A 14,755-nucleotide genomic window follows, 5' to 3' on the forward strand; every position below is an offset into this window, starting at 1 on the left:
CCTCCTACCGTCGAAGCACACCCCGTAGGAACGCGCGAAGGAGACGGCATCATGGCCACGACGACGAAGAACGGCTCGAAGAGCAAGAGCGCAACCGACGCGACGAAGGACAAGTCTGCGACGAAGAACAAGCGACGCCCGGCTCGCAGCGGAGCGATGCTCACGAGCGAGCAGAACGCCGAAAGCGGCTTCCGGGCGTCCAAGACGCTGAGCGACAATCTGCAGCGCGTGCTGGTGGACCTCGTGGAACTGGCAAGCCAGGGCAAGCAGGCGCACTGGAACGTCGTGGGCAAGAATTTCCGCGACACGCACCGCCAGCTCGACGAGATCATCGAAGCGGCGCGCGGGTTCAGCGACACGATCGCGGAGCGGATGCGGGCGCTTCATGCCCTTCCCGACGGGCGCAGCGACACGGTGACCGCGACGACGACCCTGCCGGAGTTCCCGCAGGGCGAGATCGACACGACAGACGTCGTCGACCTCGTGACCGAGCGTCTCGAAGCCACCATCGCGACGTGCCGCGACGTGCACGACGACGTCGACGAAGAGGACCCGACGAGCGCCGACATGCTGCACGCCGTGCTCGAGTCCCTCGAGCAGTTCGCGTGGATGGTCAGCGCCGAGAACCGCTCCGCCACACGCTGAGGACGCCGACATGACGAAGTTCGGCTACACGCTCATGACCGAGCAGAGCGGTCCGCGCGAGCTCGTGCGCTACGCGCGGTCCGCCGAGGACGCGGGGTTCGACTTCGAAGTATCGAGCGACCACTTCTCGCCGTGGCTCACGAGCCAGGGGCACTCGCCGTACGCGTGGACCGTGCTCGGGGCGGTCGCGAACGCCACTTCGCGCGTCGAGCTCATGACCTACGTCACCTGCCCGACGATGCGTTACCACCCCGCCATCGTCGCCCAGAAGGCGGCGACGATGCGGATTCTCAGCGAAGGGCGCTTCCTGCTTGGCGTCGGATCGGGCGAGAGCCTCAACGAACATGTCGTGGGCGAGGGGTGGCCGGGCGTCGACACCCGCCAGGAGATGCTCGTCGAGGCGATCGAGATCATCCGTGAGCTGCAGTCCGGCGAGCTCTTCACGTATGACGGCACCTACTTCCGCGTCGATTCCGCGCGCATCTGGGACGTGCCGGATACACCGCTGGAGATCGGCGTCGCCGTCTCGGGAGATCGATCGGTCGAGGCCTTCGCGCCCCTGGGGGATCACCTCATCGCCGTGCAGCCCGAGGCCTCGCTGATCCAGTCGTGGGATTCGGCGCACGAGGGTCCGTCGCGCAAGATCGGCCAGGTCCCCGTTTCTTGGGACCCCGATCGCGATGTTGCGATCGACCGGGCCCACGACCAGTTCCGCTGGTTCGCCGGAGGATGGGCGGTCAACGCCGACCTGCCGACGCCGGCGGGTTTCGAGGGGGCGAGCCAGTTCGTGCGCCGCGAAGACGTCGCCGAATCGATCGCGTGCGGGCCCGACCTCGACGTTCTCGCCGAAAGCGTGCGCCCCTACCTTGAGGCGGGTTTCACCGACATCGCCCTCGTGCAGATCGGCGACGAGCGTCAAGAGGAATTCCTCGCCGAAGTCGCCGAGCCGCTCCTCGAGAAGGTGCGGGCTCTCGATACCGCAGTGTGACGCCACCTCGGTTCATCGAGGGCGGCAAGCACCGACGTTTGACGACCCGATCGTGCAGGTTGCCCACTCGTACCGCGAGGGCGCCAGCACTCTGATGGCGGGGCGCTCGTTGTTCTGGGCGATCCGGTGAGATCGATTCACAGCGGATACTTAGAAATAGCTTGACCCGGGTGCATCCAACCGATAGACATTGGACAACGCGATGACCCCCGCTCGCGGATGAGCTTGGGAGTCGCCCTCGGGGTGATGCACGTCCGATTCGCACCGCCCCACTTCGCTGCACGATGCTGTTCACGCGCCCAAGGAGGGGATGCTTGATGTTGTCCGCTGTCAGAAAAAGAAAAGCAGTCGGAGGTGTGGCGGTAAGCGCCGCACTCGCCGGCCTGCTGTTTACCACTTTGACCCCCATCGGTGCCGTCGGGTCCGAGGACGCACTCGATATGCACCTCGAAGCCGATGACGCCGTCAACGTCGTCGAGGTCACCGTCGCCGACCGCGACGAACTCGACCGCCTGATCGCCACCGGAGTCGACCTCGACCACGGCGTCGAGGAGAACAGCAACGGTTCCCTCACCGTCGAGGCCATCGTTTCCGAGAGTCAGGTCGCGGCGCTCGAAGCCCGTGGCTTCACGATCGGCTCGGTGCTCTACACCGAGCAGGACTCGCAGGACGCACTCGCGGAACGTCAGGCGTTCCGTACGCAGACGCTCGCCGAGAACCGTGCGTTCAGCCGGGCGGCCCAGGCGGACGACGTGTCGTCCATCGAGATCCTCCGCGTCGACTACTACACGTCGTTCGGTGTCGGCTACCTCTCGGTCGAGGCGCGCTTCGCCGACGGCCAGACCAACACTGCGCCGATGGTCGTGAGTCGCGACAGCGGCCCCGGCACCGAGATCGGCTCGGGCGGACAGCAGAACATCACGCGCTTCGTGGACGCCAGCGTCTACATCAAGCACCGCGGCGCTGCCGTCGTCGAGACCCGTCCCGACATGGTCAGCATCACGAGCCCGACCGGTGAGGTCGTCACCGCGAAGGTGAACGACTGGCTGGCCATCGATGAGGACGACCCGTTCGGCCCCATCCAGAAGGACTTCATCACGTCCTACATGACCCCGACCGAGCTCTACGCCCGCATCCACAGCCTCGCGGCTGAGTTCCCCGAGATCTCTGAGATCGTCGAGATGCCGAACAAGACGAACGGTTACCGTCGTCTGGCCCAGGGCATCGTGGGCACGGGCAACGCCAGCATCGTCGGCGTGGACTCGAAGGCCTGGGGCCACGAGGGTGGCAACGGCATCGTCGTCTCGATCGCCGCTGCCAGTGGCACCGACACGCCCCTGAGCGTGGCCGTCGACGGCACCACCATCACGGTGACGCCTGCGACCAACGCCGAGGGCGCGATCACGAGCACGGCCGCACAGGTCGTCGCCGCGATCAACGGCTCCGAGGCTGCATCCGCGCTCGTGAACGCGTACACCTACCGTGGCAACGCGGGAACGGGTACGGTTGCCGCCGCGACCGCGACGCTCACCGATGGCCTGTCGGCGCCGGCATCCGTCTCGCGCGAGCCGCAGACGGTCTACGGCATCCGCATCGGAACCACGCGTGACGGCTCGAAGATGGGTGTCATGGCGTACGCCCAGGAGCACGCTCGTGAGTGGGTTCCGCCGCTCGTCTCGATCGAGACGGCCGAGCGTCTGCTGCGCAACTACGAGTCCAACCCCGAGGTTCGCAAGCTCGTCGAGAACCTCGACATCTGGATCCTGCCGTCCGTCAACCCCGACGGTGGTCACTACTCGTTCTACGACTTCGCGTCGCAGCGCAAGAACATGACCAACCACTGCGAGATCTCGGGCACCGCGGACTTCAACTCCCGCAACTCGTGGGGTGTCGACAACAACCGCAACTACGACACCTACAGCCTGTTCGACGGTTACAGCGGCGCCTCGACCTCGTGCACGAGCGGCTCCTACGCCGGTCCTGCCGAGCTGAGCGAGCCGGAGTCCGCCAACATCAGCTGGCTGGCGACGAACCACACGAACATCAAGTTCTCGATGAACCTGCACAGCTCGGGTGACTACTTCATGTGGTCGCCGGGTGCGTACAAGGTGCCCGGCCGCGAGCCCGCCCCGCGCCCGAGCGCCGAAGACGAGGCCTACTTCTGGGAAGCCTCCGAGCGCATCCTCGGTGAGATCAAGCGCCACCGCGGCCTGTCGGTCACGCCGGCCCGCACCGGTCCGATCATCGACGTGCTCTACTCGGCCGCCGGCAACTCGGGTGACATGCTGTGGTACAAGCACGGCATCTACGCCTGGAACTTCGAGGTCGGCCGTTCGTTCCAGCCTCCGTTCTCGAGCGAGAACCCGACCGCTGCTGCAGCTCACCCCGAGTCGCAGGAGTACGCGAACGGTCTCATGGAGCTGATGCGCGTCGCTTACGACAAGAGCCTGGTCAAGCTCGACGCCGAGGTCACCACGCGTTGCCTCGCCGGCAAGGTGTACACCTCGGTCACCGTCAAGAACAACGACTCCGTTCCGGCGGACATCACGGTCACCAGTGACCACGGTGGCAAGTCGTTCACGGCGGTCCAGCCGGGCAAGACCGTTTCGGTCTCGATCAACACCCGCACCGCGACGCTGGGCGCAGGCGACATCGGAATCACCGGCACCGCCGGTGACCGTAACGACCTGTCGACGAGCGTCAGCTACGCCGCAACCAACTGCGGCTGACCCTCTGAAAGCGGAAGCCCGTGACCGATTCGGTCACGGGCTTCCGTGTTTTCATCGTGGGCGCGCGTGCCTGATGTCAGCGACCGCTGTCGTCGCCGATGTCGGGCAGCGGCAGTTCGCGCTCGGCGTCCCAGGTCTCGGTCCACCCGAGCCGGTTGAACAGGCCGTCCAGCAGCGTCCCGGTGAATCCCCACACCAGGTGGTCGCCGGCGCCATCCGCGCGCGGCACGAGAAAACCGGGACTGCGGAACTGCTGTCCCCCGCGTCGCACGACCGTCGAGCCGCGGTTGGCGGGATCGAGCAGGTCGGCGACAGGAGCTCGGAAGACGTCCGACGATTCCCGCGCGTCCACGGCGTGAACGGAAGACGGATGCCGCCACCACCCCAGCACGGGGGTGACGAGGTGCCCCGAGAACGCCAGCGGGGTGGTCTCCAGGGCACCGAGCACGTCGACGCCCGCGGGGTCGAGGCCCGTCTCCTCTTGAGCTTCACGCAACGCCGCCCCCACGGGGCCGTCGTCGTGCGGATCGATGCGTCCGCCGGGGAACGCGACCTGACCGGGATGCGCACGCAACGTCGTCGCCCGGGCGAGCAGCAGAACGTCGAGGTCACGAGTGACCGCCGTCGACTGTGCGTCGTGGCCGCTCGGCAGATCATCCAGCGGTCCGAACAGGATGAGCACCGCTGCGGGGCGCGCGCCGGGCGGCGTGGGCTCGTCGGCGAACGCCTCGAAACCTCGTCCCCCTCGGCCGGAGGCGACCGCGTCGGCGAGCGCCGCGAGTTGCGCTCGAGCGCTCTGCGAGTCGGCATCCGGCGGCATCGTTCCAGGCTATCGCCGACGCCACCGGTCAGTGACGGAGAGCACGCGCGCCGCTTCCTCGGCCGCAGCAGCGCACACGGGACGCCCAGGTAACACACCCGTACCGTCCAGATTCGGGGAGCAGAATCGCTGACTTGTGCTCGCGGAGACGGGCGCGACGCGTCTACCCGATGGCGCGAATACCCGATACGGAACCAGAATTCATGCGCTCGAACACGTCTTTTTCTCCTGCCCGCCGCCTGCGTCGACTCGCCGACCAGCGAGCGCGCCGCCGCCCCACGATGGTCGCCGCGACCCTCGCCGTGGGCCTCGTCGCCACGCTGAGCATGACCGCAGCGAGCCCCGCGCCTCAGGTTGAGGCGTCGCAGCCCTTCGGCAGTTTCGTGCTCGCGTCGTCGGTCGCCCCGCTTGACGACGCGACGACGACCGCAGACCTCCACGACGACGTGCTGAGCGAAGCGACCGATGTTCTGGCCGCAGCAGAGGCCACGATCGCCGCCGCAGAGACGGTGACCGCCGACATCACCGCGTCCGGCCTCGAGATCGACGCCGCCGACACCGTCGTCGACACGGCCGAACTGGTCGAGGCCACCGAGCGGCTCGACGCCGGCGCCGAAGCGAACGCCGTGCTGTTCCTGTCGACCGTCGCGGACGAAGTGACGACGCTCATCGACCCCGTCAAGGCAGAGGTCGCGGCCCTTCGTGGCAGCCTTGACGCCGCCGTCGCGCTGAAGGCTGAGCAGGAGGCCGCCGAGCAGGCACGCCTCAAGGCCGAAGCCGAAGCCGAAGCCGCCGCTGCGGCAGCCGCTGCCGTTGCGGCGCCCGCCCGGCCCGCAGCACCGGCCCCCGTCTTTGCAACCGGCGGCGCCGTCGGAGACAACAGCCCGGCCGGCGCGCAGGCATCCGCCCGTGCAATGCTCGGCAACCACGGGTGGGGCGACGACCAGTTCGGATGCCTCGTCTCGCTGTGGAACAAGGAGTCGGGCTGGAACTACCGGGCCTACAACGCCTCGAGCGGCGCGACCGGCATTCCGCAGGCGCTCCCCGGCGGCAAGATGGCCAGCGCCGGCGCTGACTGGCAGACCAACGCCAGCACGCAGGTCGCCTGGGGCCTGGGTTACATCGCGGGACGGTACGGTTCGCCGTGCAACGCGTGGGGCCACTCGCAGACGGTCGGCTGGTACTGAGTCAGCTCTCCCGCGAGGGAATGACGAGCGCGACCGACGCGCTCTGGCCGCGACGGAGCTTCTGCGCCGCACGGAGCATCTTGTACTTCACGCCGTACTTGGCCGCGAGCGCGCGGTCCAGACGAGCCAGCGTCGCGGGGTCATCCCGCACGACGGCGGTCGCTTCAACCGAGTCGGCGCCCTCCGTGGGATTGCCGCGCGCGTCGCACGGGGTCAGTGTGACGCGCGGAGTGTGCCGCAGGCGTTTGACTTTGCCCGATGCGGCTCCGGTCGTGACGAGCATCTCCTCACCATCGGGCGCGATCCACACCGGAGTACCCACGGGCACGCCGGTCTTGCGGTAGGTCGTGAGCAGGACGTACTCGTGGTCGGCGATCGGGTTCGATGATTCGGGCATGCGTCCATTGTCGCCTGGACAGCTCGGGGCACCGCTCTTCTGCGCCGTCGGCACTCAGCCAGCGATGAGCAGCGCGGCGGCATCCGCGGCGATCGCGAAGAACGCCGTCGGGTCGGCGACGGCGGCGGGGTCGCCAGAGCGGGCGAAAGCCGTCAGGACGACGGGTTCTGCGCCGTCGCGCTCGAGGTACCACGACCCGGCGAGCACGCCGACCGAACTGCCGCCCTTATAGCCCACGTAGGACCACTCCTCACCGAGTTCGAGCCCCGGATTGGCCGACAGGATGTCACGCACCGGCGCACCGGATTCCGTCGCTGCCCGCTCCTGGAGAGCGATGTGCGCTCGCGCGATGTCTTCGGGCGTCGCGAACCAGTCCAGACCCTGCTGCCAGACGGGGACCGTCCAGTCGCCGTCTGCGATGTCGGGCACACCCGCGGGCACATCGGCGAGGATCGCTTCGCGCTCGGCCGGCGAGTCGGCGTCGGCCCACCGATCGCGCAGCGACGGGTCTCCCCAGCCGAGCCAGAAGAGCTCGCGGGTCGCCGTGAAGGGCGTGTTGAGGGCGGGGTCGTGGTGCCCCATGTCGGCGAGCGCGGTCTCGACGGCGCCCCGCCCGGCCGCGCGCATGAGCGCGTCGGTCGCCGTGTTGTCGCTGATCGCGATCATCTTCTGGGCAGCTTCGAGCACGGTCACGGTCGACCCGTCGGGCAGGTCCTGCAGTTCGCCGCTGGGGAGGCTTCGCACGGCACCGTCGATCGTGAGCGGGTCCTCCCAGGTGAGGTGGCCCCGGTCGACGGCGTCGACGATCGCACCGAGCACGTACAGCTTGAAGATCGATCCGATCGGGGCGACCGACGCGTCGCCGATCAGCTCGTCGGGCGCTTCGGCGCCGACCGTCCACACCTGCACCGAGGCGTCGTACGGCAGGGCCTCGATCTCGGTGCGCAGTTCGTCCCAGTTCGCGGCGGGGGCGCGGTCGGGCTGCGGCATGCCGAAGAAGAGTCCGTTCATGCGGCCGTCGATGCCGACCGAGACGGTCATGTCGTAGTCGGCGGCCGACGAGGCGATGCGCACCCGCGCCTGCTCGTCGCTGCCGTCGTACGTCTCGACGCGCCACGGCTTGGCGTCCTGCATCTGGCCGAGGATGGACCGCAGATCCTCGACCGAGACCTGCTCGAGCATGACCGGGGCGAACCGCTCTTCGATCTCGGCCGCATCGCTCAGGGCGTCGGCGTTGATCTCATCGAGCACCCACTGCGCCTGGCGGCCGACGGCGGTGCCAGGGATCTCAATCGTCTCAGCCGGTGCGTCGGGCGTGGCGGCGCACGCGGGGAGGGCGAGGGCGAGCAGGGCGGCTGTGAGACCCGCCGCCGCGCGCAGAACAGAACGCTTGTCGGTGAAGAGGGCCATCGTTCCAGCCTGCCTGATGTCTGCCCGGCCCTCCTCCCCCCGTGGGCTGAGATACTTCTGAGGACCCCCGCGCACCGCTCAGGAGAAGCCATGGACACCGGCACGATCACCCAGACCCCCGGCACCGAGACCGCCGTCCTCGCGGGCGGCTGCTTCTGGGGCATGGAAGACCTCATCCGCCGCCAGCCCGGTGTGCTCTCGACGCGTGTCGGGTACACGGGCGGCGAGAACGCCCACGCGACCTACCGCAACCACCCCGGGCACGCCGAGGCGATCGAGGTCGTGTTCGACCCGGCGCAGACGTCGTACCGCGACATCCTGGCGTTCTTCTTCCAGATCCACGACCCGTCGACGCTCAATCGCCAGGGCAACGACATCGGCACGAGCTACCGGTCGGCGATCTTCCCGCTGACGCCCGAGCAGGAGCAGGTGGCGCGCGACACGATTGCCGACGTCGACGCCTCGGGCCTGTGGCCCGGACCCGTCGTGACGACGATCGAGCCGGCCGGCCCCTTCTGGGAGGCCGAGCCCGAACACCAGGACTACCTGATCACCTACCCGAACGGGTACACCTGCCACTTCCCGCGCGCCGGGTGGGTGCTCCCCCGCCGCGACGTGCGGGCGTAGCCGGCGGCATCCGTCGGGCCGCATCGATTCGCACGGCCCGACGCGATGCTAGAGCTGGATCGACTTGACCTCGAGATACTCCTGGATGCCGTGGGCTCCGAGTTCGCGGCCGAGTCCGGACTGCTTGAACCCGCCGAAGGGCGCTTCGCCGCCGAGTTTGAAGCCGTTCAGGTCGACCTGTCCCGTGCGCATCCGCCGGGCGACCGAGAGCGCGCGGTCTTCGTCGGGTGAGAACACGGCGCCGTGCAGGCCGAAGATCGAGTCGTTGGCGATGCGCACGGCATCGTCATCGCCGTCGTGGGCGATGAGGGCGACCACAGGGCCGAACACTTCCTCCTGGGCGATCCGCATGCTGTTGTGGACGTCGGAGAGGATCGTCGGCTGGACGAAGTATCCGCGGTCGATTCCGCGCGGCAGAGCGCGGCCGCCCGTCACGACGCGCGCTCCCTCGGTGATGGCACCGTCGATGTAGCTGCGGACGCGATCGCGTGCAGCGCTCGTGACGATCGGACCGAGTGTCGTCTCGGGGTCGAGCGGGTCACCGACACGATGTGCGCCGACGATCTCGCGCAGGATCTCCTCGCTCTCAGCGAGACGTGAACGGGGAACCAGCAGGCGGGACCACGCGAAGCAAACCTGACCCGCGTTCGTGAAGGCCTGGTCGGTGGCGCGCTGCAGCGCGACCGGCAGGTCGGCGTCGTCCAGCACGATGGCGGCCGATTTTCCTCCCAGCTCGAGGTGGGCGCGCTTGATCGTCTGCGAACCGAGTTCGAGAAGACGACGGCCGACGCCCGTGGAGCCCGTGAAGCTGATCATGTCCACGAGCGGGTGCGTCGCCAGAGGCTCGCCCGACTCGGGTCCGTACCCGGTGATGAGGTTGATGACCCCCGGCGGCATCCCGATCTCTTCGGCCACCTCGGCGAGGTGGAACAGGGCGCCGGGCGCCGTCTCGGGCGGCTTCACCACCACGGTGCAGCCGGTTACGAGGGCGGGGCCGAGCTTGACCAGGGTCAGCAGCAGGGGGAAGTTCGACGGGCTGATCGCGGCGACGACTCCGACGGGCTCCTTGATGATGAGGGAGTCACCGAGGCGCTCCTCGAAGACCATCGATTCGCCGAGGTCGGCGAAAATCTCGAAGAAGTCGGCCGCACGCAGCGTCTGGTACCCGCGTGCTCCCGCGATGGGCATGCCCACCTCGAGGCTGATGAGGGGGGCGATGTCGTCGACACGGGCGCGCAGGCCCGCGGCGAGCTTGCGCAGATAGGCGGCGCGCTCGGCGACCGGAAGCGCCGACCAGGCGGGGAACGCGGCATGCGCGGCGCGCACGGCGCGGTCGACGTCGTCGGCGTTGCCCGCGGGGACGGTCTCGAGCACCTCTTCCGTGACCGAGCTGTAGATCGGGATGCTGCGTGAGGGGTCCGCCGGGGCGACCCACTCACCGTTGATGAAGAATCGCTGCCGATCGATCGTCATGGCGGCCGCTCGCTTTCGTTTGTATATCGACATTTCCGGGTTCTTGACCCCGGCCCCTGAGCATCCCTATTCTCAAGTACTGCGAGCCCAGTCGCATATGATGCGAATGTAGTCGGATCCGGGGCCGCGGATCAAGAGGAGCGAACAACGATGTCCGAAGCATCCGTGCACCCTGCCACCCGCCCGCTCGAGGGCAAGACGGTCGTCGTCACCGGTGCGAGCCGAGGACTCGGTCGAGCGATGGCGCGGGCAGCCGCCCTCGCCGGTGCGGCCGTCGTCGTCACCGGCCGCGACCTCGCCGCTCTGGATGAGACGGTGCAACTGATCGCCGCCGACGGCGTGGGCACCGCGCTCCCCTACGCGTTGGACGTCACGGACGCCGCGGCGGTCGAGAGCACCGCGGCAGAGATCTGGGACGCGACCGGCGGCGTCGACGTCGTCTTCGCCAACGCCGGCATCTCACTCACCAAGCCCGCACGAGAGACCTCGACCGACGATTTCGACCGGATCCTGAAGACGAACGTCAACGGCACCTTCTCGACGCTGCGGGCGTTCGGGTCGCGCATGCTCGACCAGGGCCACGGCAAGCTCGTCACGGTCGCCTCCGACATCGGCATCCGCGGCAGCGAAGGATGGGTCGCCTACTCGGCGAGCAAGGGTGCCGTCATCGCCATGACGAAGACCCTCGCCTGGGAATGGGCACCGACTCTCACCGTCAACTCGATCGCGCCCGGTGCCTTCGCGACCGACATCAACTCGCACCTGCTCTCGCTGCCCGAAGTCATGACCGCGATCGAGTCCACGACGCCTCTCGGTCGCGTCGGCCAGTCCGACGAGATCGGGCCGCTGACGGTGTTCCTCGCGAGTGCAGGATCCGACTTCATGACGGGTCAGATCATCAGCATCGACGGCGGCATCCAGCGCTCATGAGCGAGCCCGTCATCCGCGCCACAGGCGTCACGAAGATTTACCCGGGAGTCGTCGCCCTGAAAGACGCGGCGCTCGAGCTCTATCCGGGAGAGATCCACGCGGTCATGGGTGAGAACGGCTCGGGCAAGTCGACGTTCCTCTCCCTCATCGCCGGCTCGCAGGAGCCCACGGCCGGTGAACTCGTCGTCTTCGGCGAGGCACGCGCGAGCCTGACCCCCAAGAAGGCCAAGGACCTGGGCATCGCGCTGGTCCAGCAGGAGCCCCAGCTCGCACCGGCGCTCACCGTCGGTGAGAACATCATGCTCGGGCGCCTGCCCGGCAAGGGCGGGGTGAGCTGGCGGGCAGTGCATCGTCAGGCTCAGGCCCTGCTCGACGGCCTCGGCTTCGACATCGACTCGAAGGCGCCCGTGAGCTCGCTCTCGACGGGGCGTCGCCAGCTCGTCGAAGTCGCCAAGGCCCTCGTCGTCACCCCCCGCGTGCTTCTTCTGGACGAGGCCACCAGCTCGCTGGATGAGGCCGACGTCATCCGCCTGGTGGCGGTGCTCGAGCGTCTTCGAGACGAAGGCGTCGCGATCGCCCTCATCTCGCACCGCATGAAAGAGGTGATGGAGATCGCCGACCGGGCGACCGTCCTGCGCGACGGCCGCTATGTCGGAGCGACCCTCATCGCCGACACGAACGAACGCGCGCTCGTCGCCATGATGGTCGGTCGCGATCTGGCCGACTACTGGCACAAGGCCGAGGTCGATCCGGGCTCACCGGTCCTGGAGATTCAGGGGCTCTCGCGCGGACACCTGCACGACATCGACCTCACGGTGCGCTCAGGCGAAGTCGTCGGCATCGCGGGTCTGGTCGGCAGCGGCCGCAGCGCCATCCTGCGCACGATCATGGGAACCCGAAAGGCCAAGCGCGGCGTCATCAAGCTCGATGGCGCGCCGGTGCAGATCCGCAGCCCCCGCGACGCCCACCGACTCGGCATCGGCTACGTGCCCGAGGACCGAAAGGCCGAGGGCCTGGTGATGGGCTGGTCGATCCTGCGCAACGCCGCCCTCGCGCTCATGAACGAGCGCGGACCGCTCTCGTTCATCACCAAGGGCTTCGACCGCGAAGCCTACGAACAGGGCTCCCGGGGCCTGCGCATCAAGGCGAGCAGCCCCGAGCAGATCGTCTCCCAGCTGTCCGGCGGAAACCAGCAGAAGGTCGTCATCGCCCGCGAACTCGCGACGAAGCCGCGCGTGCTCCTGCTCGACGAGCCCACGCGGGGCGTTGATGTGGGCGCCAAGGAGGACATCTACGCCGAGATCGCGGAGCTCGTCTCGCAGGGCATGGGCCTGCTGGTCGTCTCGTCCGAGCTGCCCGAGCTTCTCGGTGTCTGCGACCGGATCTACGTCATGTTCCACGGGCGCATCGTCGCGGAGTTCTCCGCGGACGAGGCGACGGAAGAACTCATCGCCTATCAGGCAGCCGGGGCGCACGAAGTCGCCACCGCAGAAGGGACCCACCGATGACCGACACGCTGCCGATCATGAACGCCGCACCGCGTCGTTCGCTGCAGTCCCTCGCCCTGCGTTATCTCGGTGTGGGCGCCGCACTCATCGTGCTCGTTCTCGTCCTCGCCGTGACGCAGGAGAACTTCCTGACGTACGGCAACATCCTGAACATCCTGCGCACGAACTCGGTGCTGTTCGTCATCGCGGTGGGCATGACCTTCGTCATCATCAGCGGCGGGCTCGACCTGTCGCTCGGATCGATGACGGCCCTCGGCGGCGTGATGCTCGCCATGATGCTCGTCTCAGGCATCGACCCGATCCTGGCGATCCTCCTCACGATCATCGGATGCACGCTGCTCGGGACGGTGTTCAACGGTGTGCTGATCGCCTACGGCGGGTTCAACTTCTTCGTCGTCACGCTCGCCATGATGGAGCTGTTCCGCGGCGCGGCGCTCGTGCTGAGCAACGGCATCCCGGTCTCGACGATGCCCTACCCGGTCGTGCAGATCATCGGCGACGGCACGATCAACGGGCTGTCCATCCCCGTGCTCATCGCCATCGCGGTCGGCATCATCGCGTTCATCGTGATGCGCTGGACGCGCTTCGGGCGTTCGGTCTACGCCGTGGGTGGAAACGCCACGGCAGCCCGGCTCGCGGGCGTGAACGTTCGTCGCATCCGTCTGACGGTGTACGCGATCGCCGCACTGACGGCGGGCATCGCCGCGATCATGCTGGCCGGACGACTCACGTCGTCACAACCCGTGAGCGGCGCTCTCGGCCTCGAGCTCTCTGCAGCGGCGGCCGTGCTGCTCGGCGGCGCGAGCTTCTCGGGCGGCGCGGGCAACATCGGTGGCACCGCGATCGGCGTGCTCTTTCTCGGCGTCATCGCGAACGGCATCACGCTGGCCGGTGTGCCGTCGTACTGGCAGGGCATCGCCACGGGCATCATCCTCGTCCTCGCCATCGCGCTGGACCGCATCCGCAATCGCACGTGACTCAGCAGTTCCACCACCAACAAGGAGAATCCATGGCACGTCTCACTCACCGTCGTTGGACGGTCACGGCGGCGATGACGCTCGTCGCCGGTATCGCCCTCGCCGGGTGCAGCGTCTCGTCGACGCCGGCCGGCGAAGGCAGCGCATCGTCGGGCGGCGACAGCGACGGCACCTACGTCGTCGGCATCTCGGGCGCGAACTACGCGATCGAAGGCGCCCGCGCCCAGTACGAAGCACTCGCCGCCGGCCTCATCGACGCCGGCATCGAGGTCAAGTTCCTCGATGCCGCGCTGGACATCAACGCCCAGGTGTCGCAGGTCGACCAGTTCATCGACCAGGGCGTCGACGCGATCGTGCTCAACCTCGCCGGCGACCCCAACGCGATCCAGGGCTCGCTGCAGCGTGCCACCGACGCGGGCATCGACCTCTACTCGATCGGCGGCACCGGGAACGAAGACGTCCTCGTGCAGGTCGACCTGCCCTCGACTGAGCTCGGCGAGCTGTCGGGTCGCTACATGTGCGAGCAGACCGGCGGCACCGGCGAGATCGCCCTCATCGAAGCCGTCGACATCCCCGTGCTCGCCGAGCGCTGGGACGCCTTCCTCAACACGATCGAGGCGGAGTGCCCGGGTCTCGAGATCGTCGCGCGCGAGCGTGCGATCCCGGATGACGCGGCCACGGCACGGCCGATCGCCGAAGACCTGCTGACGCGCTTCCCGAACCTCACCGCGATGTGGACGATGGGCGACGGCCCCGCACTGGGCGCCGGGCTTGCCGTGCAGGCATCCGGTCGCGATGTCATCGTGACGGGCCTCAACGCCGAGAGCCAGGGCATCGACGGCATCCGCCAGGGCGCCATCCACGCGACGTGGGACCTCGAGCCCACCGAGATCGGCCTGCAGCTGGCCGATCGCATCATCGCCATCGTCGACGGCTCGTCGCAGCGTCCGACCGAGACCGAGGTCTTCACCGTGACCGACCTCGCCGAGTGGACCGCCGACAACGTCGATGACTGGGTCGCCTACGACGCCCGCGTGACGTTCCCCGGCATCAACTGATTCGAA

General features: G+C 68.2%; 13 protein-coding genes. 9 read left to right on the top strand and 4 right to left on the bottom strand.

Annotated features, from left to right (window positions below):
• Window positions 1-51 precede the first annotated feature (51 nt).
• The 3 genes from AC25YV_RS03440 to AC25YV_RS03450 all read left to right on the top strand — a co-directional run bounded on the left by AC25YV_RS03440 (window position 52) and on the right by AC25YV_RS03450 (window position 4,362).
• Entirely contained in the window at window positions 52-645 is a 594-nt protein-coding gene (locus tag AC25YV_RS03440) for a Dps family protein (protein ID WP_488122441.1), read from the top strand.
• Window positions 646-655: 10 nt separating this feature from the next.
• Window positions 656-1,633, top strand: coding sequence for an LLM class F420-dependent oxidoreductase (locus AC25YV_RS03445; protein WP_488122442.1), 978 nt, complete (start codon window positions 656-658; stop codon window positions 1,631-1,633).
• 440 nt (window positions 1,634-2,073) lie between these two features.
• Window positions 2,074-4,362: a M14 family zinc carboxypeptidase gene (locus AC25YV_RS03450; RefSeq protein ID WP_488122443.1), complete on the top strand. Its 2,289-nt coding sequence runs from the start codon at window positions 2,074-2,076 to the stop codon at window positions 4,360-4,362.
• 76 nt (window positions 4,363-4,438) lie between these two features.
• Here the strand turns inward: AC25YV_RS03450 and AC25YV_RS03455 are convergent, their stop codons facing one another.
• On the bottom strand, window positions 4,439-5,182 hold the full coding sequence (locus AC25YV_RS03455) for an NUDIX hydrolase (protein ID WP_488122444.1): 744 nt from the start codon (window positions 5,180-5,182) through the stop codon (window positions 4,439-4,441).
• A 203-nt stretch (window positions 5,183-5,385) separates the two neighbouring features.
• Here AC25YV_RS03455 and AC25YV_RS03460 point away from each other — a divergent pair, with 203 nt between their 5' ends.
• On the top strand, window positions 5,386-6,369 hold the full coding sequence (locus AC25YV_RS03460) for an aggregation-promoting factor C-terminal-like domain-containing protein (protein WP_488122445.1): 984 nt from the start codon (window positions 5,386-5,388) through the stop codon (window positions 6,367-6,369).
• A 1-nt stretch (window position 6,370) separates the two neighbouring features.
• On the opposite strand, the gene AC25YV_RS03465 is transcribed toward AC25YV_RS03460, so the two are convergent.
• The gene (locus AC25YV_RS03465) at window positions 6,371-6,766 is read right to left on the bottom strand and encodes a PPOX class F420-dependent oxidoreductase (RefSeq protein WP_488122446.1); all 396 of its coding nucleotides are present in this window, start codon (window positions 6,764-6,766) and stop codon (window positions 6,371-6,373) included.
• Window positions 6,767-6,820: 54 nt separating this feature from the next.
• Complete coding sequence (locus AC25YV_RS03470; RefSeq protein WP_488122447.1) at window positions 6,821-8,176, bottom strand: serine hydrolase; 1,356 nt, start codon at window positions 8,174-8,176, stop codon at window positions 6,821-6,823.
• A gap of 90 nt (window positions 8,177-8,266) precedes the next feature.
• Here AC25YV_RS03470 and msrA point away from each other — a divergent pair, with 90 nt between their 5' ends.
• Window positions 8,267-8,803, top strand: a complete 537-nt coding sequence (gene msrA, locus AC25YV_RS03475; protein WP_488122448.1) for a peptide-methionine (S)-S-oxide reductase MsrA — start codon at window positions 8,267-8,269, stop codon at window positions 8,801-8,803.
• 48 nt (window positions 8,804-8,851) lie between these two features.
• Here msrA and AC25YV_RS03480 read toward each other — a convergent pair whose 3' ends face one another.
• The gene (locus tag AC25YV_RS03480; protein ID WP_488122449.1) at window positions 8,852-10,276 is read right to left on the bottom strand and encodes an aldehyde dehydrogenase family protein; all 1,425 of its coding nucleotides are present in this window, start codon (window positions 10,274-10,276) and stop codon (window positions 8,852-8,854) included.
• Between the two features lie 150 nt (window positions 10,277-10,426).
• Between AC25YV_RS03480 and AC25YV_RS03485 the strand changes: the two genes are divergently transcribed.
• From AC25YV_RS03485 to AC25YV_RS03500, 4 genes are read left to right on the top strand one after another with little or no spacing between them, the layout of a single operon-like run.
• Window positions 10,427-11,206 (top strand): SDR family NAD(P)-dependent oxidoreductase, encoded by a 780-nt coding sequence (locus AC25YV_RS03485; protein WP_488122450.1) that lies wholly within the window; start codon window positions 10,427-10,429, stop codon window positions 11,204-11,206.
• Window positions 11,203-12,714: a sugar ABC transporter ATP-binding protein gene (locus AC25YV_RS03490; protein ID WP_488122451.1), complete on the top strand. Its 1,512-nt coding sequence runs from the start codon at window positions 11,203-11,205 to the stop codon at window positions 12,712-12,714. The genes AC25YV_RS03485 and AC25YV_RS03490 overlap by 4 nt, the downstream gene beginning before the upstream one ends.
• Entirely contained in the window at window positions 12,711-13,691 is a 981-nt protein-coding gene (locus AC25YV_RS03495; RefSeq protein WP_488122452.1) for an ABC transporter permease, read from the top strand. Before AC25YV_RS03490 ends, AC25YV_RS03495 begins: the two co-directional genes overlap by 4 nt.
• Window positions 13,692-13,723: 32 nt before the next feature.
• Window positions 13,724-14,749: a sugar ABC transporter substrate-binding protein gene (locus AC25YV_RS03500; RefSeq protein WP_488122453.1), complete on the top strand. Its 1,026-nt coding sequence runs from the start codon at window positions 13,724-13,726 to the stop codon at window positions 14,747-14,749.
• The last annotated feature ends 6 nt before the right edge of the window (window positions 14,750-14,755 follow it).

The sequence above is a fragment of the Microbacterium sp. Y832 genome (genome assembly GCF_057669765.1).

What these genes read in the sequence shown, in the direction of transcription:
- AC25YV_RS03440 (WP_488122441.1), top strand. Translation starts at nt 52, where the DNA reads ATGGCCACGACGACGAAGAACGGCTCGAAGAGCAAGAGCGCAACCGAC.
- AC25YV_RS03445 (WP_488122442.1), top strand. Translation starts at nt 656, where the DNA reads ATGACGAAGTTCGGCTACACGCTCATGACCGAGCAGAGCGGTCCGCGC.
- AC25YV_RS03450 (WP_488122443.1), top strand. Translation starts at nt 2,074, where the DNA reads ATGCACCTCGAAGCCGATGACGCCGTCAACGTCGTCGAGGTCACCGTC.
- AC25YV_RS03455 (WP_488122444.1), bottom strand. Translation starts at nt 5,182, where the DNA reads ATGCCGCCGGATGCCGACTCGCAGAGCGCTCGAGCGCAACTCGCGGCG.
- AC25YV_RS03460 (WP_488122445.1), top strand. Translation starts at nt 5,386, where the DNA reads ATGCGCTCGAACACGTCTTTTTCTCCTGCCCGCCGCCTGCGTCGACTC.
- AC25YV_RS03465 (WP_488122446.1), bottom strand. Translation starts at nt 6,766, where the DNA reads ATGCCCGAATCATCGAACCCGATCGCCGACCACGAGTACGTCCTGCTC.
- AC25YV_RS03470 (WP_488122447.1), bottom strand. Translation starts at nt 8,176, where the DNA reads ATGGCCCTCTTCACCGACAAGCGTTCTGTTCTGCGCGCGGCGGCGGGT.
- msrA (WP_488122448.1), top strand. Translation starts at nt 8,267, where the DNA reads ATGGACACCGGCACGATCACCCAGACCCCCGGCACCGAGACCGCCGTC.
- AC25YV_RS03480 (WP_488122449.1), bottom strand. Translation starts at nt 10,276, where the DNA reads ATGACGATCGATCGGCAGCGATTCTTCATCAACGGTGAGTGGGTCGCC.
- AC25YV_RS03485 (WP_488122450.1), top strand. Translation starts at nt 10,427, where the DNA reads ATGTCCGAAGCATCCGTGCACCCTGCCACCCGCCCGCTCGAGGGCAAG.
- AC25YV_RS03490 (WP_488122451.1), top strand. Translation starts at nt 11,203, where the DNA reads ATGAGCGAGCCCGTCATCCGCGCCACAGGCGTCACGAAGATTTACCCG.
- AC25YV_RS03495 (WP_488122452.1), top strand. Translation starts at nt 12,711, where the DNA reads ATGACCGACACGCTGCCGATCATGAACGCCGCACCGCGTCGTTCGCTG.
- AC25YV_RS03500 (WP_488122453.1), top strand. Translation starts at nt 13,724, where the DNA reads ATGGCACGTCTCACTCACCGTCGTTGGACGGTCACGGCGGCGATGACG.